General features: G+C 60.4%; 24 protein-coding genes. 17 read left to right on the forward strand and 7 right to left on the reverse strand.

Annotated features, from left to right (window positions below; translation table 11 throughout):
- The first annotated feature begins 35 nt into the window (after positions 1–35).
- From QMN23_RS18710 to atpE, 4 genes are read left to right on the forward strand one after another with little or no spacing between them, the layout of a single operon-like run.
- Complete coding sequence (locus QMN23_RS18710; RefSeq protein WP_282000850.1) at positions 36–272, forward strand: AtpZ/AtpI family protein; 237 nt, start codon at positions 36–38, stop codon at positions 270–272.
- Positions 253–642: an ATP synthase subunit I gene (locus tag QMN23_RS18715; protein WP_282000851.1), complete on the forward strand. Its 390-nt coding sequence runs from the start codon at positions 253–255 to the stop codon at positions 640–642. The genes QMN23_RS18710 and QMN23_RS18715 overlap by 20 nt, the downstream gene beginning before the upstream one ends.
- Position 643: 1 nt before the next feature.
- Positions 644–1,333, forward strand: coding sequence for a F0F1 ATP synthase subunit A (locus QMN23_RS18720; protein WP_282000852.1), 690 nt, complete (start codon positions 644–646; stop codon positions 1,331–1,333).
- A gap of 52 nt (positions 1,334–1,385) precedes the next feature.
- On the forward strand, positions 1,386–1,661 hold the full coding sequence (gene atpE / locus QMN23_RS18725; RefSeq protein ID WP_282000853.1) for an ATP synthase F0 subunit C: 276 nt from the start codon (positions 1,386–1,388) through the stop codon (positions 1,659–1,661).
- A gap of 50 nt (positions 1,662–1,711) precedes the next feature.
- Here the strand turns inward: atpE and QMN23_RS18730 are convergent, their stop codons facing one another.
- Positions 1,712–3,205 (reverse strand): leucyl aminopeptidase, encoded by a 1,494-nt coding sequence (locus QMN23_RS18730; protein WP_282000854.1) that lies wholly within the window; start codon positions 3,203–3,205, stop codon positions 1,712–1,714.
- Positions 3,206–3,280: 75 nt separating this feature from the next.
- Positions 3,281–4,675 (reverse strand): DegQ family serine endoprotease, encoded by a 1,395-nt coding sequence (locus tag QMN23_RS18735; protein WP_432613085.1) that lies wholly within the window; start codon positions 4,673–4,675, stop codon positions 3,281–3,283.
- 186 nt (positions 4,676–4,861) lie between these two features.
- On the opposite strand from QMN23_RS18735, the gene gspC reads away from it, so the two are divergent.
- The 12 genes from gspC (at position 4,862) to gspN (ending at position 16,028) form a co-directional block, all read left to right on the forward strand.
- A complete protein-coding gene (gspC, locus tag QMN23_RS18740) occupies positions 4,862–5,725 on the forward strand; it encodes a type II secretion system protein GspC (RefSeq protein ID WP_282000855.1) in 864 nt (287 codons plus the stop codon).
- A 91-nt stretch (positions 5,726–5,816) separates the two neighbouring features.
- Positions 5,817–7,721, forward strand: coding sequence for a type II secretion system secretin GspD (gene gspD / locus QMN23_RS18745; RefSeq protein ID WP_282000856.1), 1,905 nt, complete (start codon positions 5,817–5,819; stop codon positions 7,719–7,721).
- Positions 7,718–9,280: a type II secretion system ATPase GspE gene (gspE, locus tag QMN23_RS18750; RefSeq protein WP_282000857.1), complete on the forward strand. Its 1,563-nt coding sequence runs from the start codon at positions 7,718–7,720 to the stop codon at positions 9,278–9,280. The genes gspD and gspE overlap by 4 nt, the downstream gene beginning before the upstream one ends.
- On the forward strand, positions 9,261–10,472 hold the full coding sequence (gene gspF, locus QMN23_RS18755; protein WP_282000858.1) for a type II secretion system inner membrane protein GspF: 1,212 nt from the start codon (positions 9,261–9,263) through the stop codon (positions 10,470–10,472). Before gspE ends, gspF begins: the two co-directional genes overlap by 20 nt.
- A 21-nt stretch (positions 10,473–10,493) precedes the next feature.
- A complete protein-coding gene (gspG, locus tag QMN23_RS18760; RefSeq protein WP_282000859.1) occupies positions 10,494–10,937 on the forward strand; it encodes a type II secretion system major pseudopilin GspG in 444 nt (147 codons plus the stop codon).
- A complete protein-coding gene (locus QMN23_RS18765; protein WP_282000860.1) occupies positions 10,906–11,448 on the forward strand; it encodes a pilus assembly FimT family protein in 543 nt (180 codons plus the stop codon). Before gspG ends, QMN23_RS18765 begins: the two co-directional genes overlap by 32 nt.
- The gene (locus tag QMN23_RS18770; protein WP_282000861.1) at positions 11,445–11,807 is read left to right on the forward strand and encodes a prepilin-type N-terminal cleavage/methylation domain-containing protein; all 363 of its coding nucleotides are present in this window, start codon (positions 11,445–11,447) and stop codon (positions 11,805–11,807) included. The genes QMN23_RS18765 and QMN23_RS18770 overlap by 4 nt, the downstream gene beginning before the upstream one ends.
- The gene (locus QMN23_RS18775) at positions 11,761–12,420 is read left to right on the forward strand and encodes a type II secretion system protein GspJ (protein ID WP_282000862.1); all 660 of its coding nucleotides are present in this window, start codon (positions 11,761–11,763) and stop codon (positions 12,418–12,420) included. Before QMN23_RS18770 ends, QMN23_RS18775 begins: the two co-directional genes overlap by 47 nt.
- A complete protein-coding gene (gene gspK, locus QMN23_RS18780) occupies positions 12,417–13,325 on the forward strand; it encodes a type II secretion system minor pseudopilin GspK (RefSeq protein ID WP_282000863.1) in 909 nt (302 codons plus the stop codon). Before QMN23_RS18775 ends, gspK begins: the two co-directional genes overlap by 4 nt.
- Positions 13,325–14,641, forward strand: a complete 1,317-nt coding sequence (gspL, locus tag QMN23_RS18785) for a type II secretion system protein GspL (RefSeq protein WP_282000864.1) — start codon at positions 13,325–13,327, stop codon at positions 14,639–14,641. Before gspK ends, gspL begins: the two co-directional genes overlap by 1 nt.
- Entirely contained in the window at positions 14,638–15,189 is a 552-nt protein-coding gene (locus QMN23_RS18790) for a general secretion pathway protein GspM (protein WP_282000865.1), read from the forward strand. Before gspL ends, QMN23_RS18790 begins: the two co-directional genes overlap by 4 nt.
- A complete protein-coding gene (gene gspN / locus QMN23_RS18795; RefSeq protein ID WP_282000866.1) occupies positions 15,186–16,028 on the forward strand; it encodes a type II secretion system protein GspN in 843 nt (280 codons plus the stop codon). The genes QMN23_RS18790 and gspN overlap by 4 nt, the downstream gene beginning before the upstream one ends.
- Before the next feature lie 74 nt (positions 16,029–16,102).
- On the opposite strand, the gene QMN23_RS18800 is transcribed toward gspN, so the two are convergent.
- The 4 genes from QMN23_RS18800 to QMN23_RS18815 form a co-directional block, all read right to left on the reverse strand.
- The gene (locus QMN23_RS18800; protein ID WP_282000867.1) at positions 16,103–17,371 is read right to left on the reverse strand and encodes a M48 family metallopeptidase; all 1,269 of its coding nucleotides are present in this window, start codon (positions 17,369–17,371) and stop codon (positions 16,103–16,105) included.
- A 74-nt stretch (positions 17,372–17,445) separates the two neighbouring features.
- Positions 17,446–18,180, reverse strand: coding sequence for a DNA-binding protein (locus QMN23_RS18805; protein WP_282000868.1), 735 nt, complete (start codon positions 18,178–18,180; stop codon positions 17,446–17,448).
- A gap of 167 nt (positions 18,181–18,347) precedes the next feature.
- A complete protein-coding gene (locus QMN23_RS18810; protein ID WP_282000869.1) occupies positions 18,348–19,451 on the reverse strand; it encodes a general secretion pathway protein GspE in 1,104 nt (367 codons plus the stop codon).
- Between the two features lie 144 nt (positions 19,452–19,595).
- Positions 19,596–20,384 (reverse strand): J domain-containing protein, encoded by a 789-nt coding sequence (locus QMN23_RS18815; protein ID WP_282000870.1) that lies wholly within the window; start codon positions 20,382–20,384, stop codon positions 19,596–19,598.
- Positions 20,385–20,619: 235 nt separating this feature from the next.
- On the opposite strand from QMN23_RS18815, the gene QMN23_RS18820 reads away from it, so the two are divergent.
- Positions 20,620–20,982 (forward strand): hypothetical protein, encoded by a 363-nt coding sequence (locus QMN23_RS18820; protein WP_282000871.1) that lies wholly within the window; start codon positions 20,620–20,622, stop codon positions 20,980–20,982.
- Positions 20,983–20,988: 6 nt separating this feature from the next.
- On the opposite strand, the gene QMN23_RS18825 is transcribed toward QMN23_RS18820, so the two are convergent.
- A complete protein-coding gene (locus QMN23_RS18825; RefSeq protein ID WP_282000872.1) occupies positions 20,989–21,387 on the reverse strand; it encodes a PilZ domain-containing protein in 399 nt (132 codons plus the stop codon).
- Between the last annotated feature and the right edge of the window lie 137 nt (positions 21,388–21,524).

Consider the following 21,524-nt stretch of genomic DNA (forward strand, 5'->3'; position numbering starts at 1 on the left):
CTGCGGGTATGCTATGAAGCCTAGGTTTCTCCTTAATGGACGACGATAAGCGAAGTCTTATAAAAAATCTTGGACTCGTTTCGAGCATGGGGATCTCGATGGCGCTGGCAATCGCCATCGGAGTTTTCACCGGGCTGACGCTGGACCGTTGGCTGGGAAGCAGCCCGTGGTTTTTCTTCATTTTTCTGTTTTTCGGCATCGCAGCAGGCTTCAGAAACATATATATAATTGCGGGACGTGAAATTAAGAAGGATGACAGCGGCAAGAATTAGCGAACGCAACCTCATCGCTTTAACGAGCGTCGGAAGCGGAATCCTGCTGCTCCTTTTTACCGCCGGTGGCTTCGTTTTCGTTTCCGGGCGTTTTGCCGTCGGCGTGCTGGCCGGAGGGTGCCTGATCCTGGCCAACCAGTATTGGCTGTTGAGGGCGATGAGACGCGCCTTGAACTTGCAGCCGCATCAGGCCGCCAGTTTTGCCGCCCTTCGCTTCCTACTTAGATTGATGATCACCGCTGGATTGGTCTACGTGCTGGTTGTTGAAATCGGCGTCGACATTTTCGGCTTGCTCGTCGGCCTTTCCGTACTGGTGATAACGATAACAGTTCTGGCAATTTATCTGTTTGCAGCAAAAGGAGAAATTTAACATGGTTCACCCGTTACTGTTCCTGCAATTTTTCAGAAAATTCCTTGAACCGCTCCACATTTCCGAGGCAGGCGCCGATGCAATCGCATACACGTGGCTGATCATCCTCATGCTGGTCATCCTCTCGATCCTGGCTACCAAAGCCATGAATGCAGTGCCTTCAGGCGTGCAGAACTTCATGGAAGTGGTAATCGGCGGCATTGAGAACATGGTCGAAGAGACCATGGGTGAAAAGGGCCGCCCCTATTTCCCGCTGATTGCCACCCTGGCGCTCTTTATCCTCGTCTCCAACCTGATCGGGCTCATCCCCGGCTTTTTCCCGCCGACGGCAAACCTGAACACGACGGCGGCCTGTGCGGTCATTGTCTTTTTCTCCACCCACGTGGTCGGCATCAAAAAACATGGGTTTCATTACCTGAAGCATTTCATGGGACCGATCTGGTGGTTGGCACCGTTGATGTTTTTCATTGAAATAATCGGCCACCTGAGTCGGCCGCTTTCGCTCTCGCTGCGTCTTTTCGGCAACATGAACGGCCACGAACTCGTGTTGATGATTTTCTTTGCCCTGGCCCCCTTCCTCGTGCCGCTGCCGATGATGTTGATGGGGGTACTGGTTTCCTTCATCCAGGCTTTCGTATTCATGCTCCTGGCCATGATCTATATCCAAGGTTCCCTCGAGGAAGCTCACTAAATCGCTATCCTATATTATTTAGGAGAAGACAACCCAAAGGAGGAAGTAGAAGATGGAATTTTTGACGATGTGTATGTTGGCGGCTGGCTTCGGTATGGCAATCGGCGCATTTGGTACCGGCATCGGCCAGGGCCTCGCCGTGAAGAGTGCTGTTGAAGGTGTGTCCCGCAATCCGGGCGCTTCCGGGAAAATCCTGACCACCATGATGATCGGTCTGGCCATGATCGAGTCTCTGGCCATTTACGTTCTGGTTGTCTGCCTGATCATCCTCTTCGCCAACCCTTACAAGGACGTGGCGATCGAAATTGCCAAATCCGTGGCGAAATAAGTTCTGCCAAGCAGTCGCAAAAAGGGTGTGTCGTCAGACACACCCTTTTTTTATTTCGCCGCCTTTTTCCGCAGGTATTCCACCAAGAGACGGACACCGACCCCGGTCGCCCCTTTCGGCTGGTACGACCGCCCCTTTTCCTCCCAGGCCGTTCCGGCAATATCGAGATGGGCCCACCTCGTCTTGCCCACAAAACGGCTGAGGAACCAGGCCGCCGTGATGGTTCCCGCCGACGATCCACCGGCATTCTTCAAGTCGGCCACTTCACTTTTCATCAATTCGCCGTATTCATCCCACAGCGGCAACTCCCACAGCCGTTCCCCCGTAGTCTCTCCGGCGCGTTTCAACTCCTGCAGCAGGGCGGGATTATTTCCTAACAGACCGGAAGCGGCAGTCCCCAGAGAAACAAGGCACGCCCCCGTTAAAGTCGCCAGATCAATGAGCGCCGCCGGCCGATACCGTTCGGCGTAGCACAGGGCGTCGGCAAGGAGCATCCGGCCCTCCGCATCGGTATTGACGATCTCGACGGTCCGACCGGACATGGTCCGAATGATATCGCCCGGCTTGTATGCTCCGCCACCAGGAAGATTCTCAGCGGCAGGAACCAGGCCGACGACGTTAAGCGGGAGTTTCAGGCCGGCAACGGCCATCAGCGTTGCCATTACTGCGGCGGCCCCGGCCATGTCATCCTTCATTCGTTCCATTCCGTCCCGGGGCTTGAGCGAGATGCCTCCCGAATCGAAGGTGACCCCTTTGCCAACCAGCACAATCGGACGCGTCCCGGCAGGAGCGGCATTATATTCCATGATAATAAACCGTGGCGGATGATGAGCCCCCTGCCCCACGGCGATAAGCCCTCCCATCGCAAGACGTTCCAGGTCATCACACTCAAGCACCCGACAGTCTATGCCAAGGCGGGAACTCACTTCCAGGGCTCGTTCCGCAAGATATGCTGGAGTGGCAACGTTACCCGGCTGGGAGACGAGATCGCGGGCCATGGCAACCGCCGCGCAAACGGTCTCAACGTCCTTGACCGTCTTACTGCAGTCGTCGAGTACGGCCGGATCAGCACAGAGGACTGTCGCTTCGAGCAACGGTCCTTCCTCAAGCGGTGCGGTTTTATAGCGGTCGAACGAATAGCCACCGAGCAGCAACCCTTCAACCGTTGCCGGGACGGCGTCTGGCAAGGAAACGGCAGTTTGGTGAAGAATGCTGGTAAAACGCCCCAAACCCGCCGCCTTCAAGGTCCTGGCAGCGGTCCCGGCCGCCTGTCGCAACCGCTCAGCGGTCAACAGCCCTTCTTGCCCAAGGCCGACCAAGAGAAGACGCTCGGCGGGCAATCGGCCACAGGTATGGAGCAGCTTGACGGTATTCAGCTTGCCGGAGAACTCGCGATCGCGCGCCAACAGACCAATCGTGCCGGCCAGGGAGTCGTCCAAATCGGCAACGACCCGATCACGAGAGGGATTACCCTCATGGCAACCGACCACCAGTACCGGGCATTGATGCTCCCGATAGCTTCCCGTTTCGACAGAAACCTTCATCAATTGATCCTTTCACCAAAAAAAGAAGGTGCGCCTGGCGAGAAGCGCACCTTTGAGAGCACAACGGCAGAAAGCTTAATCAATCCTGAACGCCAGGAAGTAGTTGCTGTCGCCACGACGCAACAGGAATCGGGCCACGTCACCGGATTTGTATGAATTCATCGCCTGCTCGTAATCGCTCAGTGTCTTGATAGTCCGGCCACCGATTTCCCGAATGATATCGCCGGGCAGGATGCCGGCCTCTTCGGCTACGCTCCCCGATTGAACACCGGAGACAACTACCCCCGAACTCTCTTTTAGCCCCATTCGGGCAGCCAGGTCTTTATTCAATTCGCTGACGCTCATCCCGAACTTCACTTCGGCCGCCTTCAGGTTTCCCTCGCCGCTGCCGTCGGCCAACCGGCCAATCTTAACGGTAACTTCCTGAGATTTGCCGTCACGGGCAATCTTCATCGTGACATCCTTGCCAACGGGGGTAGCAGCAACCAGCCGCGGCAGTTCGCCCACCTCGCGGATCTTTCTGCCAGCGAATTCAAGAACGATATCGCCGCTTTTCAACCCCGCTTTTGCAGCCGGGCCGTCCTTGACCACATCAGAGACCAGGGCACCGTTGTCGCTCTCCAGGCCGAAAGACTTTGCCAAGTCAGGAGTGATCGGCTGAACCGTAACCCCCAGCCAGCCGCGAATCACCTTCCCTTTATCTTCCAACTGCGGAATAACGTCTTTAGCCATGTTGATCGGGATTGCAAAACCGATCCCCTGCCCCCCGGCAATAATGGCGGTATTGATGCCGATCACCTTTCCGTCGGCATCGAACAACGGTCCGCCGGAATTCCCGGGATTGATCGAAGCATCGGTCTGAATGAAGTCATCGTAGGGCCCGCTACCGATCACCCGCCCGGTAGCGCTGACGATACCGGCAGTAACGGTCTGGGAAAGCCCGAAAGGATTGCCAATCGCCAGCACCCATTCCCCCACCTTGATATCGTCGCTGTTGCCCAGTTCGGCAACCGGTAGATGCTCTTTCGTATTGATCTTGACCAAGGCGAGGTCGAGCTTGTCGTCGGCGCCTTTCACTTCGCCCTTGAATTCACGGCCGTCGGACAGGCGGACCTTGATTTCATCGGCACCGGCGACCACATGATTGTTGGTCAGGATATAACCTTGATCGTTGATGATAAAACCGGAACCGAGACTGCGTTGCTGCTGGGATTGCCGGGGCATATCCTCGAAGAAGCGGTTGAAGAAATCCTGGAAAGGGTCGGCAGATTGATTGGGGGATCGGTGAAATCGCTTAATGGGGCGGGGATTCTTGGTGGTACTGATGTTCACGACGACCGGCTTGAGTTTCTCGGCCAACGCAACGAAGTCGGGGGCGATGACTTTGGCCGAGACGTTCGCCACCGTCATGAGCGTCAAGGCTCCGGCAACGGCTAACCAATTGAGAAGCCGCACAGGAAAAAGTTTCATATGGACCTCCACGAGTTTAATGATAGCTCTACTGTAATAAGCTCCCCGGTATTTGTCAACCAAGGGGGGTAACGGGTACCACAGGGACAGGCTGCCGCGATACAGCGGCATAAAATCTGTTTTCGCTTGCTTCGCCGCACTTTTTCGGCTTACTATGTCGGCATTTCGCGTGTGAGATAACTGCCGATGAAAAAAATTCATCTCCTCACCATCCTGCTCATCATCCTCAATTCCTTTGCCGCTGCCAGGATCGCTGCCGGCATCGTCTCCTACCGCCTTGCCCATGTCGTCGGCAAGCGCCCCGTCCTCGCCACCTCCGCGACAACGCCGGCCAGCAGCGAAAGTCTGACTGCCTTCGCACCGATCCTGGAACAAGGTCTTTTCGGCAAGGCCACCCAAGGGAAATTGACTCCGGTCGTCGTCGCCGCCCCCGCTGCCGGCGAACAACCGGTGAATCAAGCAAACCTGACCCTGGTCGGTACGGCCCAAGGCTCATACCGCGAGACATTTGCCCTTATCCGGCGTGCGTCCCCCCCGGAAGAGCGGGTTTTCCGCCTTGGGGAATCGGTCTTCGGCCTCGGCCCCCTGGTCGGAGTACAGAAGGAGCGTGCGGAAATCATGGCCGGGGGCCGGCGCATCACCCTCTTTACCCCTACCGCAGCCCCGACGGAACCCCCGGCTCAGCAGGGAGGACCGCCAGCATCGCCGATCGCGGCAACGCAGACGGCGCCAGGCAGCTTCGTCATCGATCAACGGGCACTTAACGCCGCTCTCGACAACATCGGCCAGGCAATGACCGACGCCCGGCTCCTCCCCAGCGTCAAGGATGGCAAGGTTGAGGGTTTCCGGGTTTCAGAGGTCAAGCCGGCCGGCGTTTTCGGGATGGTCGGAATCCGGAATGGCGACGTGCTGCGCAGCATCAACGATCTCCCCATCGATTCGCCCGAACGGGCGATCCAGTCGCTGGCCTCACTTAAGGGGCAAAGCAGGATAAAACTCGACCTTATCAGGGATGGTCAACCGACCACCTTTACGTATGACATCCGTTAGGATTTCTGCGACGAAATACCCGGAGACGACGACCGGACAACCGTTCGGGCTCATGTCACCACGTCCGGATCACTGGAGGCTATAGCCAATCATGCGTATTGCGTCAACTCTTGCCTCAGCAGCGCTCATCCTCTCCTTGCTCGCGCCAGCCCCGTCTTTCGCCAAGGGGGTCGTTCTCAACTTCAACGACGTGGATATTGCCACAATGGTCAAGTTCATCAGCGACCTGACCGGCAAAAACTTCATCATGGACGAGCGGGTAAAAGGGAAGATCTCGGTCTATTCCCCGTCGAAGCTCTCGCCGGACGATGCTTTTAACGTCTTTACCTCGGTGCTGGAGTTGAAGGGGTTCACGACCATTCCTGCCGGCAAGGTCTACAAGATCGTCCCGACGGCAATGGCAAAGCAATCCGGGACGAAAATCTTTACCGGGAAGGAACGTCCGCCGGTCAATGACGCTTACGTGGCCCGCATCATCCCCCTGGAGAATATTGCCTCCCAGGAGGCCGTTCCCTTCCTGCAGCCGATCGTCTCCCGGGATGGCTATCTTGCCTCGTTCGGCGCCAACAACATGCTACTCGTGGTCGATTCGGCCTTCAACATCCAGAAAGTGATGGGAATCCTCGCCCTGATCGACACTCCCCAGAAACGGGAAGGCGCCGAGCTGGTCTTTCTCAGAAACGCCTCCGCCGACAGCGTTGCCGACGTGGTCCGCGAATGGCTTGGCGACCGGAGCAAAACACAACGAGCTCCCGGCCAGCCGGCGACGGCGGCCAGCTCCTCCGGTGCTGTCGTTGTGCCGGACAGCCGACTCAACGCCCTGATCCTGTTCGGTTCCGACAGCGACAAGGAAGACATCAAGAAGCTGATAGCAATGGTTGATGTCGTCCCCCCCACCACCAGCAGCAAAATCAATGTCTATTACCTGGAAAACGCCGACGCCACCGAGGTAGCCAAAGTCCTCGAAGGCCTAGTCAAGGGGGCACCGGCCACCACCCCCACCCAGCCGGGAACCGCAGCCGCTGCGGCCGCTCCCCAGCAGTCGCCGTTCGAAGGCGGGAAAATTTCGATCACCCCCGACAAGGCCACCAACTCGTTGGTGATCATGGCTTCGCCGGCCGATTACCAGAACCTGCTCCAGGTCATCGAAAAGCTCGACAAGCGGCGCCGCCAAGTCTTCGTCCAGGCGGTCATCGCCGAAGTCTCCCTCGACAAACTGAAAGACCTCGGGATGCAGCTTGGCATCACCGGCGGCGGCATCAGCGGCAATACCGCCGGTGCCGGCGCCTTCGACCCGTTCAGCTTCATCGGTTCAGGTTCAGACCCGCAGAAGACAATCTATAGTGTTCTACAATCCCTGGCCACTGGCTCCAATATCCAGATTGCAGGCAATCTCAAGGCACTCGCGACCAACGGCGCCGTCAACGTCCTCTCGACGCCGAACATTTTGACCTCCGACAACAAGGAAGCGGAAATCTTCGTCGGTGAGAACGTCCCCTTCGTCACCTCCAACACCACATACAGTACCGGCGTAGCCCAAACATCCAATGTCGAACGGAAAGATACCGGTATCACCCTCAAAATTACCCCGCAGATCAGCGAGGGCGAGTACGTCAAGCTCGACATCTACCAAGAGATTTCCGCCGTCAAGAGCAGTAAGGGTGATGCGACCGACCTGGTGACCACCAAACGGTCAGCCAAAACGTCGGTGGTGGTCAAGGACAAGCAGACCGTGGTGATCGGTGGGCTGATCCAGGACCAGGACACCGAAACGGTCAACAAGATCCCGGTTCTCGGCGATATCCCCCTGCTCGGCTGGCTCTTCAAGACCAAGCATAAAGAGCGGGTCAAGACCAACCTGATGATCGTCCTGACCCCCCGCATCATTCGCGGTGCCGATGAGCTGGCGGAGGTCTCGGCGACCCAGAAAGGGAAGTTCAGCGACGCGGTCAAATCGGATGCGCCGTTCAGCCTGGAGCAGCAGCTTAAGCCATGAGTGAAGAGCGTACCCCTCAACAGGTGGCGGAACGGCTCGGTATGCCGTTTCTGCCAGAGATCGAAGATGGCGCTGCCGACCCGGCGCTCCTTGCCCATCTCCCCTTAAGTTTTGCCCGGGGACGGCTGGTGCTGCCGCTGCGGGAGAGCGACGGCCGCGTGCGAATCGCCACCGGCAACCCGGCCGATCTGGCAACGCTCGACGAGCTGCGGGCAGTTTACGGTCGGGACGTCGAGGCAGTGGCCTGCCCGGCAAAAGTAGTTCTCGACGCCGTCAACCGTCTCTACGCCCGGCTCGGCAGTTCGGCCCAGGAAGTCGTCGAGGAGCTGGAAGGCGAAGACCTGTCGGTGATCGCCACTGAACTCTCCGAGCCGAAGGATCTCCTCGACCTGACCGAAGAGGCGCCGGTGATCCGGCTGCTCAACTCGATCCTCTCCGAAGCGGTCAAAGAGCGCGCCAGCGATATTCACATCGAGCCCTACGAACGGGAGCTGGAGGTCCGGTTCCGGATCGATGGCATCCTGTACCGCAAGCTTGCCCCACCCAAGGTAGTCCAGGAGGCGCTCGTCTCCCGGGTGAAAATCATGGCGGGGCTGAACATCGCCGAAAAGCGCCTTCCCCAGGACGGGCGGATCAGGGTGATCGTTGCCGGCCGGGATGTGGACATCCGCGTTTCGATCATCCCGACTTTTTTCGGCGAACGGGTCGTGCTCCGGCTGCTCGATAAACAGAAGGGCCTGATCTCTCTGGCCGATATCGGGCTCAACGAGGGGGGGGTCCGGGCCATGGAGCGGCTCCTGTCGCGAACCAGCGGCATCATTCTCGTCACCGGACCGACCGGCAGCGGCAAGTCGACCACCCTTTACGCCGCCCTCAACCGGCTCAACTCGCCCGAGAAAAACATCATCACCATCGAAGACCCGATCGAATACCAGGTCAAGGGGGTCGGCCAGATCCAGGTCAATCCGAAAATCGACCTCACCTTCGCCAGCGGGCTGCGGGCCATCCTCCGCCAGGACCCGGACATCGTGATGGTCGGCGAAATCCGTGATGCAGAAACGGCCGAGATCGCCATGCAGGCCTCGCTCACCGGCCACCTGGTTCTCTCCACCCTCCACACTAACGATTCGGCAACGGCCATCGCCCGGCTGATCGACATGGGGATTGAGCCGTTCATGGTTGCTTCCTCACTGTCGGCAGTAATGGCCCAGCGGCTGGTCCGGCGGATCTGCCCCCACTGCCGGGAACCATACACCCCGGAACGGGAATACGCGGGTTTCGCGCTGCCTGCGACCCTCTACCGCGGTCGGGGCTGCGATCACTGTTTCGGCATCGGGAGCTGGGGAAGGATCGGCATCTATGAATTGCTCCCCATCGATAGCGAAATCTGTTCGATGATTATCAAGCGGACCCCGGCAGGGGTTATCAAGGAGTACGCCCTCTCGAAGGGGATGCGCACCCTACGGGACGACGGCCTGATCAAGGCTGCCGCAGGCCTCACCACCATCGAGGAAGTGCTCAGGGTAACACAGGAAGAGTATGCCGACCTTCAGGTATAGTGCCTATACGGCAGGAGGCAGGGAAACCTCCGGGACCGTCGAGGCGGAGAGCCTGAAGGAGGCCAAGCTTCGCCTGAAGCACGACGGGCTCTTCCCCCGCGAGTTGGCCCCGGCGGTCGACGAACAGGGACCGGGTCGCCGCGCCCTGTTAACCAAAGGGGTCGGTCCCGCCCAGCTGGCCCTGATGACCCGCCGACTCGCCACCCTGGTCGGCTCGCAGGTGCCGATCTACGAAGCGGTCACCACGCTCTATGATCAGGAAGAGCCGGGCGAGCTAAAAAAGGCGCTGGGCCGCATTCGCGAACGTCTTGCCGAAGGGGCACCGCTGGCCCGGGCGCTGGCCCTTGACCCCCGCATCTTCAGCGAGAGTTATGTTGCCATGGTGGCGGCCGGCGAGGCGAGCGGCGCCCTCGACACGATTCTGGAGCGGCTGGCGCTTTTCCTGGAAGAACAGCGGGCTATCCAGAGCAAGGTAACCTCCTCCCTCGCCTATCCGCTGCTGATGATTGTGGTGGGCAGCAGTGTCATGTTCTTCCTGCTGACCTTCGTCATTCCAAAGATTGTCACCATATTCGAGGACAACAAGGCCGTCCTCCCTCTCATCACCATCCTGCTCATCAAGCTCAGTCATTTCCTCAGGAGCTTCTGGTGGCTGGTGCTCGCATTCGGTGCCGGGCTGGTCGTTCTGTACCGGCGCGCCATGCAGCAGGAACGGTTCCGTCAGCGGCGGGACCGGCTGTTGCTGCGACTGCCGCTGATCGGCAGTCTGGCCAAACGGTTGATCATGGCCCGCTTCGCCAAGGTACTCGGCCTACTCCTCGCCAGCGGAGTGCCGGTTATCAAGGCGCTGGAAATCACCGCCGAAGTGGTCGTTAACCGCGTCTACCGCCAAGCGCTCCGGGGAATTGCCACGGAACTGGCGGAAGGGGGCAGCCTGTCCGGTGCCCTGCAGGGAACGCGGCTTTTCCCCCCCCTGCTTGTGCACATGGTTTCGGTGGGTGAAAAAGGGGGAGAGCTGGAAGAGATGCTGGCCAAGGCCGGTACCGCCTTCGAGCGGGAATTCGAAACCGCCGTCTCCAGCTTGATGACCTTGCTGGAGCCGCTTCTCGTGCTCGCCATGGGGGTCGCGGTCGGGCTGGTGGTTTTGGCGGTGCTGCTCCCCATTTTCGAACTCAATCAACTCATACGTTAACATCAGTGGAGGTTATTGACGATGTACACCCCGTTACGTGACAAGCGCGGCTTCACCCTGATCGAGATTATGGTGGTTATCGCCATCCTGGCTTTGCTGGCAGCCCTGGTCGCCCCGAAGATCATCGGCCGCTCCGACGACGCCAAGATTGCCGATACCAAGGTCCAGATCAAGAACATCGAAACGGCACTCAAACTTTACAAACTGGATAACGGCAACTACCCTTCCACAGAGCAGGGACTTCAGGCGCTGGTCACCAAACCGACCGTCGGCATCATTCCAAAGAACTACCGGGACGGGGGATACCTGGAGAGCAAGAAAGTCCCCCAGGATGCCTGGAGCAATGACTTCGGGTATCTCTCCCCTGGCGAGCACGGCGATTACGACCTCTACTCCCTCGGAGCAGACGGGGTAAAAGGCGGCGAAGGAAAGAATGCGGACATCGAAAGCTGGAACCTCCAGTAAGACGGTTCCCCGGTGGAGGGCAGGCTTCACCCTGATGGAACTGGTGGTGGTCATCGCCCTGCTGTCGCTGGTAACGATCATGGTGGTGCCGCGACTTTCCGTTAGCAAGGCCGCCGAGCTTGCCCGGGCCGCCCGGGAACTGGCAGCGACCATCCGCTACCTGCAAGACCAGGCCATTACCACCAAGAGCGCCTATCGGCTGCATCTTGAAACCGGCGGCAGCACCATCACCGTCCGGACGGTGCTCGCCGACGGCTCGGAAGGAACTCCGGGCGAACCGATCCTCAGCCAGCCCCTGTTGACCGACGGGATGTCCGTTGCCGACGTCTTCAGCCAACGGGCCGGCAAGCTCGCTGACGGCGAGGCAATGATCGACTTCGGCCCCGGCGGGATCCAGGATTTCACGGCAATACATCTGAAAGACAGTGCCGAGGAGTTCTATACCATCATGATCTACCCCTCTTCCGGCAAGGTTACCGTAACCAAGGGGTACCAGGAGGCGCCGCAGTGAGCAGAAGACCGTCTGCCACAGCCGGCTTTACGCTTCTGGAAGTGATGATCGCCCTGGCCATTATCGCCGCCGTCGTCTTCACCGTCATCGCGACGATCAACCACCACCTCGACATCATGGCCGACGACCGGAGCGAGACACTGGCGGTCCTGCTGGCACGGCAGCAATTGGATGGCCTCGATGACAAGCTGGATTACCCGGACAAGGAAGACGGCACCTTCGCTCCCGACCAGCCGGATTACACATGGGAGCTCCGGGTCACCCCGACCGAGATCCCGGGCTTCCGCCGGGCAGCGCTGACCGTCTTCTGGGATGGGAAAAAGAGGAGTCTCGCGCTTGTGCGCTTCCTTGGGAAATAGCTCGTCGGCCGACCAGCGCGGATGCCGGGGATTCACCTTGCTTGAGGTTTTGGTGGCACTGCTCCTGCTGACCATCGTCGCCACTGCTCTCTATACGAGCTACTTCACGGTGGTCCGCGCCCGTGATCGGGCGCTGGCCAACAGCGAAGCGCGCCGGGAATTCGAGGGAACCCTTGATCTGTTGCGCCGCGAAATTGCCGGCGTCCTGTTCAAATCCCGGGACAAGCGGCTCCATTTCGTGGTGGAGGATCGTGACGTCTTCGGCAAACCGGCCTCGAACCTCGACATGACGGTCATCGCCCCGCCGCGAATCGGCGAACAGCCCGGCTCGGACCTGCTCACGGTTCGTTACGAGATAGTGGAAAAAGATGCCGCCCTGCAGCTGACGCGGGCAGCCAGCGACCTCTATCTCGGGATCAAACCGGTTCCCTACCCGCAGATTGAGGAACTGGAGGGTTTCCTGGTCGAATGCTACGACGGCGGCAAGTGGGTACGCAGTTGGAACACCGACCTGAATCCGCGGCTGCCGGAACAGGTCAGAATCACTCTGACGGTAAAGGATGGCGACAAGACCGCCAACTTCGTCGCTCTTGCCCGGCCGAGGATCCGATGAGCGTGCGCAACGAACGGGGCTTCGCCCTTGTCCTCACTCTGGTGGTGACAGCCCTGCTGATCGCCGTGGCAACCGAATTCATCCGTGAAGCCTATGTGGAGATGTCGTTCAGCCGGAACTACATCAATCAGCAGCAGGCGAGTCTGCTGGCCGAGGGGGGGATCAAGGGGGGAATGACCCTGATCCGCCAGTTCGGCAACAACACGGCCGACCCGCAGTTTCTCGCCCTCGTGGGACAGCCGCAGCAACTTGACGACGAGCGGGGAACAGTTTCGGTCACCATCGAGGATGAAGGCGGCAAACTGAATCTCAATGCCGTTACTTTGCCCAACGGTGATCCCAACTCCGCCTATGACGCTGTCGAACAGCGACTGCTGGTGTTACTCGGCCTGCCGGCGGAGCTGCACGACACGCTCGCCGACTGGGTGGATTTGAACGATGCGCCGCTCCCCGATGGGGCCGAAACGAATTACTACCGCTCGCTGCCGACGCCATACAGCGCCAAGAACGGACCGTTCGACACCTTCGGCGAGCTGGGGCTGGTCAAGGGGATCACCCCACCGATCCTGAATGGTCTGCGCGGTTACTGCACCGTTTACGGACCCGATTATCCGATCAACATCAACACGGCACCGGCCAAGGTCCTGCTGGCGCTTGACGGCGACATGAACGACACCCTGGTCAAAGAAATCATCGACCGCCGCAACACCAAGCCGTTCACCTCGACGGGAGAACTGAGCAACCTCGCCGGCATGGACCGTATTTTCCCCCGGATCAGCGGCATCATCCGGGTCAGCGGCACAGTCTACCGCCTGGTGGCGGAAGCATCGGTCGGAGAGGTAAAGCGGATCGCCGAAGCAGTCGTGACCACTGACGGCAACTATCTATACTGGAGAGAGTACTGATGACGTACCTGATAATCGAACGGACCGCGACCGCCATCGCCGTCAGCCGTTTCCTGCGCCAAAGGGGCGAGCTCGTTTTTCAGGGTGAGGAAAACCGGGAAGTGGCGACGGACAGCGAGCTTCCCGACCTCCTCGGCGAACTGGTCCCGCCAGCCGCAGCCGACGCCCGGGTTATCTGGGCGCTCCCTTTCAGCCAGCTGTTTAGCAGAGAGCTCGACATGGAATTGCGGGACCGCCGCAAGTTGCGGGAGATCCTCCCCATCGAGCTGCGAGGGGAGACCGCGCTGGAAAGCGACGAGTTGGTCTTCGACGGGCTGCCGCTCGCCAGCGACGCAGTGCTGGCGCTGTGGGGCCGAAAACATGACCTAGCGACGGCAATCCGAATCGGCACGGAAGCCGGCGCCGAACCGGAAGCAGTAACCGCATCGCCACTCCATTGGCAGCTGTTGCTGCCTGACGCCGACCGGACCGGCACCGTCGCTCTCTGCGATGGTACTGCCCTGGCTGTCTACCGGGACGGCGAACCGCTGTTCTTCCGGCCGCTCCCCGGCGGGGTTGACGAGATTGACCGCACCCTGGCATCGCTGGAGATCGGCAAAGGGATCACCATCGACCGGCTCTACCTGCATGGAGCGCTTGCCCCCTCCGATATGCCGGCAGCCGGGACAACCCCGATCGCCCCGCTACCGCTGACCGGCGCCCTGGCAGCGGCCTTCGGCGATGACGAAGCCACCGCCCGCCGGCGGGCCGGCGCCTGGGCTCTTGCTGAGGCGCTGCACGCCGACACCATCATCTCTTTCAGATCCGGCGACCTCGCCTACACCAAAGGCCGGGAGCGACTCAAACGCCAGCTCCGTCTTCCCGCGATCCTCGCCCTGCTGTTGCTGGTGCTGCTGGCTGCCGACAGCGGTCTCCGTTACACGCTGGTAAAGCGAGACCTGGCCTCGCTCAACGCCTCCATCGGCGCCATCTACCACGAGCTGTTCCCCACCCGCAAGAAGAGCGTCGACGAAGTGGCGGAACTGCGGGCGGAGATTCGCAAGCTCGGTGCCGCCAGTGCCCGGAGTGCCGTCCTTGACACCATGAAGAAACTTGCCGAAGCCAAGGGCAACGATATCAGTGGTCTCTATGAGGTTGAAATCGACGGCTCGCAACTGCGTGTAAAAGGAGATGCCCGCTCGGCCCAAGCAGTCTCCGACTTCAAGAACCGCCTCGCCGGCTTCGTTTCGGGAACCGAGCTGGGGCCGATTACCTCCAAGCCTGACGGAAGCGTCACCTTCAGCATCCGCGGCAGTATCAAGGAGGCAGGACAATGACCACCATCCTGGACCGTCTCCGCGACGCCTATAACGCCCTCGACAGTCGGAACCGGCTGCGCCTCGGCTATGTCCTGATCGCCCTGCTGGTGCTGGCGATCGCCTTTTCCACGCTTTCCGACCGGATCGCCAGGCTGGAACGGCAGCGCGAGGGACGCGAGGCCGACCTAGTGGAAATGCTGCAGCTCAAGGGGAAATTCCTCGAAGTGCGGGCGCTTTCCCAGCGTTTTTCCAACCGGCTGGCCGCGGCCCGCGGCGAAGATTCCCCCGCCAAGATCATCGAAGATACCGGCATCAAGGGAAAATCAATCCAGATCGCCCCGATGAAGGGCGAAGAGCGGGCCGGATTCATTGAGGAAGCGGCCGAAGTGAAGGTCGATGGCCTCACCGCCAATGAGGCGATCAACCTCATCTACCGTCTCGAAAAAGGCGCCAAGCCACTGATCATCAAGAAAGCGCTCCTCAGGACCCGCTTCGACGACCCATCCCGGCTCGACCTGGTCCTTAACGTTGCCTTGCTGCGGGTCGCCGCACCGGGGGGACGATGACCGGACGTCAGTTTCTCGTCAGGGGGGGCGCCGTTGTCGCGGCACTCTTCCTGACCGTCATTTTTACCGTCTTCCTGATCCCGGCCCGGCAGATCGAAGGGATCGTGGCGCAGCTATGCCAACGCAACGGCTACACCTTCAGCGCTACCCGCTTCGGCAAGACTCTGCCGCTCGGAATTGCCGCTCGCGGTGTTACCATCGGCACGGAGCAAGGACCGGTGGTCCATCTTGATCGGGCCGCGGCAAGGCTGGCGCTTCTCCCGCTTCTGGCCGGCAAGGTAAAGATCGTCTTTGACGGCAACATCGGTGCGGGCCGGATCGACGGCGAACTTTCGCCCCGGGGAAACGGCGCGGCCAGCCTCACCTTGACCGGTATCCCACTTGCCGACGTCCCTTTTTTCAAGACAGTGGCCGATGCGGACCTCAAAGGGGAGCTGCGGGCCGATGCCGAACTAAAGGGCCTGGGGCCGCGCGCCACCGGCCGGCTGCGGCTCGAAGTGCGCGGCGCGGAGATCCGCGGCGTAAAGATCAGCGGCATGCCCTTGCCTGATGCCTCCTATGACACGGTGCGCGGGATGATTCGCTTCGGTAGCGGCCGGGCCACCATTGACAGCTTTACCCTGCAGGGAGCGGACGTTTACCTCCGCCTCAAGGGAGAAGTAATGCTGGCATCTCCCCCCGGCAATTCGCCGCTCAACCTTTCACTGGAATTGATGCCCCAACCGGCCTTCCTTGATCGCCAGAAGCTGATCTTCCTCCTGATGGCCAAGTACCTGGTTACTCCCGGCGACTACCGGATACCGGTGCGCGGTACCTTGGGCAAACCCCTTCTTCTGTAACCGCGCACGAACACGACTGGCACGACGTGGGGCGGCTCGACCAGCTCAGCACCGCCGCCAGAGCCGGCCGACGTCTATCGCTGCGGTACGGGCGGGTTGCGCCGGGCAGCCGCCAGGCGCAGGGCCGTGATCCGCTCGACGACCGGCGGATGGGAGTAGTAAAATGCGGCGTAGAGGGGATGGGGATGCAGATTGGCGAGATTCTCCTTCGACAGCTTGACCAGCGCCGAGGCAAGAGCTTCAGGGTCACCGGACAGTTCGGTGGCAAAGCGGTCCGCCTGCCATTCGTGGCGGCGGGATAACCAGCTTGAGAGCGGCGTAATGGGGAAGGAGACAATGGCCCCGAGAAAGCCGAGGATGACCAGTTGGGCGGCGAACGAGCCGCCCGGCAGGCCGATGAGCCCCGGAAGCCCTCCCCAGTCGATCAGCCGCCAAACCAGGTAGGAGACCGCCAGCGCCCCCACTTCCGTCAGGAGCAGCCGGTTCCGGATATGCCCTTTTTTCCAGTGGCCGATCTCATGGGCGAGCACCGCCAGAATCTCGCGATGGGTCATCTGCTGGAGCAGGGTATCGTAGAGAACGATCCGCTTTACCCGGCCGATGCCGGTGAAGTATGCGTTGGAATGGCGGCTGCGCCGGGATGCATCGACCTGCATCACCCTGCTCACCCGCAGGCCGGCCCGCTCGGCCAGGCTTTTGATCTCTTCTTCGAGCCCTTCCTCACTGACCGGTTCAAACTTGTTAAACAACGGTTCGATGACATAAGGCGCGAGATACATCATGACGACGGTAACCAGGGCAAAAAAGAGCCAAACCCAGAGCCACCACCGTTGCGGGCTTGCCTTGACCAGGGCAAAGGCCCCGGAAAGAAGCAGCGCCGAAATGACGAGTGACAGTCCGGTGGACTTGAGCAGATCGGCAAACCACAGCCGCATGGTGGTAGTATTGAAGCCGTATCGGCTTTCCAGGCGAAAGGTCTCGTAAAGGTCGAACGGAATCGACAGGACGGCCTGAACCAACGTCAGGGGAAGAAAGAAGGCAAGCCCGGCGACAACGAACGAACCGCCGGCATTGGTGAGGACCCAGTGATCGAAAACGGGGAGGATGCCGCCGAAGAGGAAAAGGAGCAGCAGGATATCGTCGAACAGGGACTCGATGAGGCCGAAGCGGCTGCTGTCGACGGTATAGGCGACGGTCCGGTCGAGCGTCTCCGGCGAAATTGCCCCGGCCAGCGCAGCGGGAACGGTGGTGCCGTGGCGTTTCAGGAACTGGAGATTGAGCAGCCGCAACGCGTAGGCTGCGGCGCTGGTCAGCAGGTAACAGATAATGATGGCAGCGGTCATGGCGTCAGCATACCCGATCCGCCGCGCCAATACAACAGGGGGGCTTGCGCCCCCCCTCAACAGGCCGCAATGAATTATTGCTTGATGGTGCCGTCTTCGACGATCGCCTGATACTTGTAGCCGCCGCCGAAATCCCTATTGCTGTGCAAGGTGCCGTTGACCGTCACCACCTCACCGACGGCCGGCAGATCCTGGGATGTTACGGTAAGATCGTGGGAGCCGGCCTCGGCATTGCCGGTACCATCCTGGATATGCACCCAGTTCCGGCCCATGATCCCTGCCGACACCTTGGTGACCTTGCCCCGGACCGTGACCTTCTTGCCATCGAGCTTGGCCTTCTCTTTGTACACCTCGGCAATGGTATAGGCATCGGGACCGGTGGCCTTTTTCACCGTGATCTTTTCCGCCGGCACCGTCACCCCGCCGCTGCTCCCCTTCGAACCCTTGCCCTTGGTGCTTTCCACGCTCGAAGCCAGCCCTTCGGAAAAATAAATCGTGGCAAACGTCCTTTTCAGCCCTTTGCTCTGGAAATTCGTCATCTCGACACCGGGTTTCAACGACAGTTCGCGGCCGACTTCAACGGCCGTTTCCGGGATGGCGACCCAAGTCTTCTTCCCATCTTTCTCCAGCGAGACATACGTATAGCCGCCGCTATTGAACGTCTCGACAACTTTGCCGGAAAGCGGCACCGTCGTCACCCCCCCCATCGTCGTGTCACCGCCCATCGGTTGCGAATGGCTGAAAGCGTGCGCCTGCAGGGTGAAGGATAGAACTCCGGCGAGGGCTGCCAATCGTAATGCCATTTTCATACGTTGTACTCCTTGCTTAAAGGGACTTCGGTTTCATCAGCCGGGAATGCGCCGACTACGCCGTTTCGCATCAGACTACAGAGTTCCCGGCAAATCTACAACCCTTTTCATGAAAACAGTCTCCCCCACGGCAGCGGTGCCGCACAGCCGGCGACCGCCCCCCATACCTAGGTCATCAGTATCTTGTTTCGCAGGATCAGGACTTCGAAGGCCATCACCGCTTTGCGCACGATGTTCTGCAGCTGGCCGACCCCGGAACCGAGCGCCGCGGATTCGCCCTCGACACAGAGAATTGCCACGGCCCGCCGGTTGATGACCAGTGGGAGGATGAGAACGGTTCGCAGCGAGTTCCCGCCAAGTGCCGCCGCAAACCGGCGATTAGCCGGCGTTTCGGGGATTTCGCCCAGATAGGGGGTTCGCCCCGTTACCCCCCGGTTAAAGACCGACGGCTCGTCAAGGGCAATCCGCAGTTCGTGAAACGCGGCTACCCGAGTCTGGCCGTTTACCGCCTCCCAGCCAGCCAACACGTCGCGCAGCACCAGCAATAGGGCGGCCCGGCCGAACTGCTGCGCGGCATAATCGACCAGCGCAACGGCAATGACATTTCGATCCTCCGCCCCAGCCAACTGCCGGGAGAGCGAATCGACGGTGTAACTGGCAACCGCTTCGTCGCGGGATCCCGCCGGCTGCGCCCCCAGCAGTGGGAAATCGCCGTCGCCCGGAATAGCGGAAAAGTCCACCACATCTTTCCGCGGTCCCGGCACGTTGGCAAATCCCGGGTGCTGAAAGCGAACCCGGCGACCGCCCAGTTCCTTGGCTACGGGCAGTGCCCGGGCATCGCGCCGGATACCGTAGTATTTTTCGAGCGCCCGGTACAGCCAGACCTCCGGGGCGACCATCGGACTGATGACCAGCCCGGTGAGGAAGGCAAGCTCGTCGATCAGCGACAGATCGGAAGGATCGGCCATTGCCAACGTCAGGCGATGGCCGTCGACCCGCAGCGGCACCACCTGGTGCGTCTTCGCCACCTCGTGGGGAATCAGGGCAATAACCGCCGCCGGAATGGCCAGCAACGCCCCGGGCTCGGCAAACGGCACGTGCAGCTTCTCACTGAGCACTCGCGCCAGGTGCTCTTCCTCGATGCATCCCATTTCGACCAGGTTGGTTCCGAGTCGGCCACCGAAGATGATCTGGCTCTTCAGCGCTTCATCAAGTTCCGCCGTTGTGATAATCCCTGCCCGTCGTAACATTTCCCCGAGCTTGATCTCCATCCGCGCTCTCCATTGCCGCTGGATCTACCCGGCAAGCCTGCTGCCGGGACTCGAATTGACTCAGTATACCATCTCGGGGCCGCAAATCATGCACTCCGTGGCAGGCGGTGTCCGGGGCCGCCGGGAGAAACATCCGGCTCCGGCTCAGTGCGCTGGCGGCACGAGAGGCGCCAGCGGGGCCGCCGGTGCGACCGGCGCCGCTGGCACGGTCGGCGCAACCGGTGGACGAGCGCCGGACAGCCCCGGGTGCCCCCTTCCCATGCGGCTCTCTTCGAGAACTCCGCCGGAGAAGCTCCTGGCCGGGGATGCTTCCCCGCCACCGGCACTGAAAGCCGGGCCGTCTGCCGGGGCGGCGGAAAGGCCGGGTTCCCCCGGTTCCCGGCCGACGGCGACGGCCGTCGCTACAACCAGCACCAAGGCCGCTGCCGTAAACCCGACATACAGGTTCCTGACCAGGAGACCTTCAACGACAAGGAAATTGTACGCCAGGGAGAAAAGGGCCGGGACAAGAACAAGCTCCGCCAGGTAGGCCGCGCCCTGCCCGGACCAGCCGAAACGTACCGTCGCCAGCAACCCGGCGGAGAAGAGCAGCGCCAGGAACAACCGGTTGGGGAGCAGCCCGGATAAATTCCCCACCCCCGTAGGGCGGCGGATCGTTCGCGACGCGGCATCGCCCGGCCAGCCGGGCGAACGCCGGCTTCCGGCACCGCGGGGCGCCCGCACATCAGCAGCCGGCTCCGCCAGCAGCCCATGGTAGGCTTCGATAATCTGCCGCAGCCGGTCGGCAGCGCGACGCTGGGCAATGGGATCACCGGCAAACCGATCGGGATGCCAGACGCCGACCTGTTCCCGGAAGGCCCGTTTGACCTCCTCGGGAGAGGCGCCGGGCTCGAGATTCAGCAAGCGATACCAGTGTTGCCGTTCATCGCTCATCGTCGTGCACCCCCCCTATCCGCCTTCTCGGGCTGCAAATTACGGCCCAAAAACCGTCTCCCCAGCCAGCTTTTTGTTTCGACCGGTCGTGCTATACTTGTTCGGTAGGCACCGCCGGCCCAGACGAAGGGGCGACACCAGCGTGCGGCAACCACCAGCAGCCAGAGCCGCTCCCCCGGAAGCCGGGCCGATCGCCAGAGCCACCACGGCTCCGGTCGAGAAAGGAGGGGCGAGTATGACTGGCCGGGAAATCGCGAAACAAATTCTGGAGACACGGAAGGGGGAACAGTATTTCATCAAATGGTGGCGGAAGGAGAATGATTTTATCGATTTCGAGCTCATCGACACCTTCATCAAGAACGCCCGGACCGACGAGGAGTTCACCGGGTACGAACTGCTGTCCATGGAACAACTGTGGGAAATCGCCAGGTCACTCGATCCCGACCGGTTGTCGCGCCAGACCACCGATGGTCAGCAAAGCATTGCCTGGCAACAAAAAAGGGATGACGGGACAACTGTCGACCGCGTCTGTCCCTTCACCCCCGATTCGCTCATTTCAATTGTCGATGTCCTGACCAAGGGGAATTACGTCGATTAACCCCGATCAGGCAGGAGTGGGGACAGGCTGCTCGTCCCCACCCTCCTCGTTATCCTCGACAAAGCCGTAGAATTCTTCGATTACCTGCTGGCGATCACCGTCGCTGGTCGTCACGAGTTGCTCGGAGCGAACCAGTGAATCGACATCGAGCCGCCGGAAATTAAGCCCGAGGCCGTCATTGGTGATCCGGACGACATTGGCTTCCAGGCTGAAGGAAAGTTCCGACGACGAACCGTAGAAAAACATCGTCACGTCAACCTGCTCGTCGAGGGGAATCTGGTGATCGGTCCGGATGAAGAGCCCTTTCAGGCTGAGGTTCTCGACCTCCCCCTTGAACGCTACCCCGCGATGGCGGATGACCGCTTCGGTCTTGAAATCGACCCGTTCAAACTTTCTTTTTTCCACCCCACACCCTCCGTTACCCGCTGTTACATACAGTAACCATATCGGCCGCCAGCGATCGACCTTTAAGATTTTTCAATCGTTTCACCGAAAAAAACATCGTCTATGGCGCCGCATCCTAACAAAAAACGGCCAAAGAA

The organism is Geotalea uraniireducens, from assembly GCF_027943965.1.
Taxonomy (GTDB): Bacteria; Desulfobacterota; Desulfuromonadia; order Geobacterales; family Geobacteraceae; genus Geobacter; species Geobacter uraniireducens.

What these genes read in the sequence shown, in the direction of transcription:
- gspK (WP_282000863.1), top strand. Translation starts at nt 12,417, where the DNA reads ATGAGCGTGCGCAACGAACGGGGCTTCGCCCTTGTCCTCACTCTGGTG.
- QMN23_RS18810 (WP_282000869.1), bottom strand. Translation starts at nt 19,451, where the DNA reads ATGGAGATCAAGCTCGGGGAAATGTTACGACGGGCAGGGATTATCACA.
- QMN23_RS18720 (WP_282000852.1), top strand. Translation starts at nt 644, where the DNA reads ATGGTTCACCCGTTACTGTTCCTGCAATTTTTCAGAAAATTCCTTGAA.
- gspF (WP_282000858.1), top strand. Translation starts at nt 9,261, where the DNA reads ATGCCGACCTTCAGGTATAGTGCCTATACGGCAGGAGGCAGGGAAACC.
- QMN23_RS18730 (WP_282000854.1), bottom strand. Translation starts at nt 3,205, where the DNA reads ATGAAGGTTTCTGTCGAAACGGGAAGCTATCGGGAGCATCAATGCCCG.
- gspD (WP_282000856.1), top strand. Translation starts at nt 5,817, where the DNA reads ATGCGTATTGCGTCAACTCTTGCCTCAGCAGCGCTCATCCTCTCCTTG.
- QMN23_RS18765 (WP_282000860.1), top strand. Translation starts at nt 10,906, where the DNA reads ATGCGGACATCGAAAGCTGGAACCTCCAGTAAGACGGTTCCCCGGTGG.
- gspC (WP_282000855.1), top strand. Translation starts at nt 4,862, where the DNA reads ATGAAAAAAATTCATCTCCTCACCATCCTGCTCATCATCCTCAATTCC.
- QMN23_RS18820 (WP_282000871.1), top strand. Translation starts at nt 20,620, where the DNA reads ATGACTGGCCGGGAAATCGCGAAACAAATTCTGGAGACACGGAAGGGG.
- QMN23_RS18735 (WP_432613085.1), bottom strand. Translation starts at nt 4,675, where the DNA reads ATGAAACTTTTTCCTGTGCGGCTTCTCAATTGGTTAGCCGTTGCCGGA.
- QMN23_RS18715 (WP_282000851.1), top strand. Translation starts at nt 253, where the DNA reads ATGACAGCGGCAAGAATTAGCGAACGCAACCTCATCGCTTTAACGAGC.
- QMN23_RS18800 (WP_282000867.1), bottom strand. Translation starts at nt 17,371, where the DNA reads ATGACCGCTGCCATCATTATCTGTTACCTGCTGACCAGCGCCGCAGCC.
- QMN23_RS18775 (WP_282000862.1), top strand. Translation starts at nt 11,761, where the DNA reads ATGGGAAAAAGAGGAGTCTCGCGCTTGTGCGCTTCCTTGGGAAATAGC.
- QMN23_RS18710 (WP_282000850.1), top strand. Translation starts at nt 36, where the DNA reads ATGGACGACGATAAGCGAAGTCTTATAAAAAATCTTGGACTCGTTTCG.
- atpE (WP_282000853.1), top strand. Translation starts at nt 1,386, where the DNA reads ATGGAATTTTTGACGATGTGTATGTTGGCGGCTGGCTTCGGTATGGCA.
- gspL (WP_282000864.1), top strand. Translation starts at nt 13,325, where the DNA reads ATGACGTACCTGATAATCGAACGGACCGCGACCGCCATCGCCGTCAGC.
- QMN23_RS18790 (WP_282000865.1), top strand. Translation starts at nt 14,638, where the DNA reads ATGACCACCATCCTGGACCGTCTCCGCGACGCCTATAACGCCCTCGAC.
- gspN (WP_282000866.1), top strand. Translation starts at nt 15,186, where the DNA reads ATGACCGGACGTCAGTTTCTCGTCAGGGGGGGCGCCGTTGTCGCGGCA.
- gspG (WP_282000859.1), top strand. Translation starts at nt 10,494, where the DNA reads ATGTACACCCCGTTACGTGACAAGCGCGGCTTCACCCTGATCGAGATT.
- gspE (WP_282000857.1), top strand. Translation starts at nt 7,718, where the DNA reads ATGAGTGAAGAGCGTACCCCTCAACAGGTGGCGGAACGGCTCGGTATG.
- QMN23_RS18805 (WP_282000868.1), bottom strand. Translation starts at nt 18,180, where the DNA reads ATGAAAATGGCATTACGATTGGCAGCCCTCGCCGGAGTTCTATCCTTC.
- QMN23_RS18815 (WP_282000870.1), bottom strand. Translation starts at nt 20,384, where the DNA reads ATGAGCGATGAACGGCAACACTGGTATCGCTTGCTGAATCTCGAGCCC.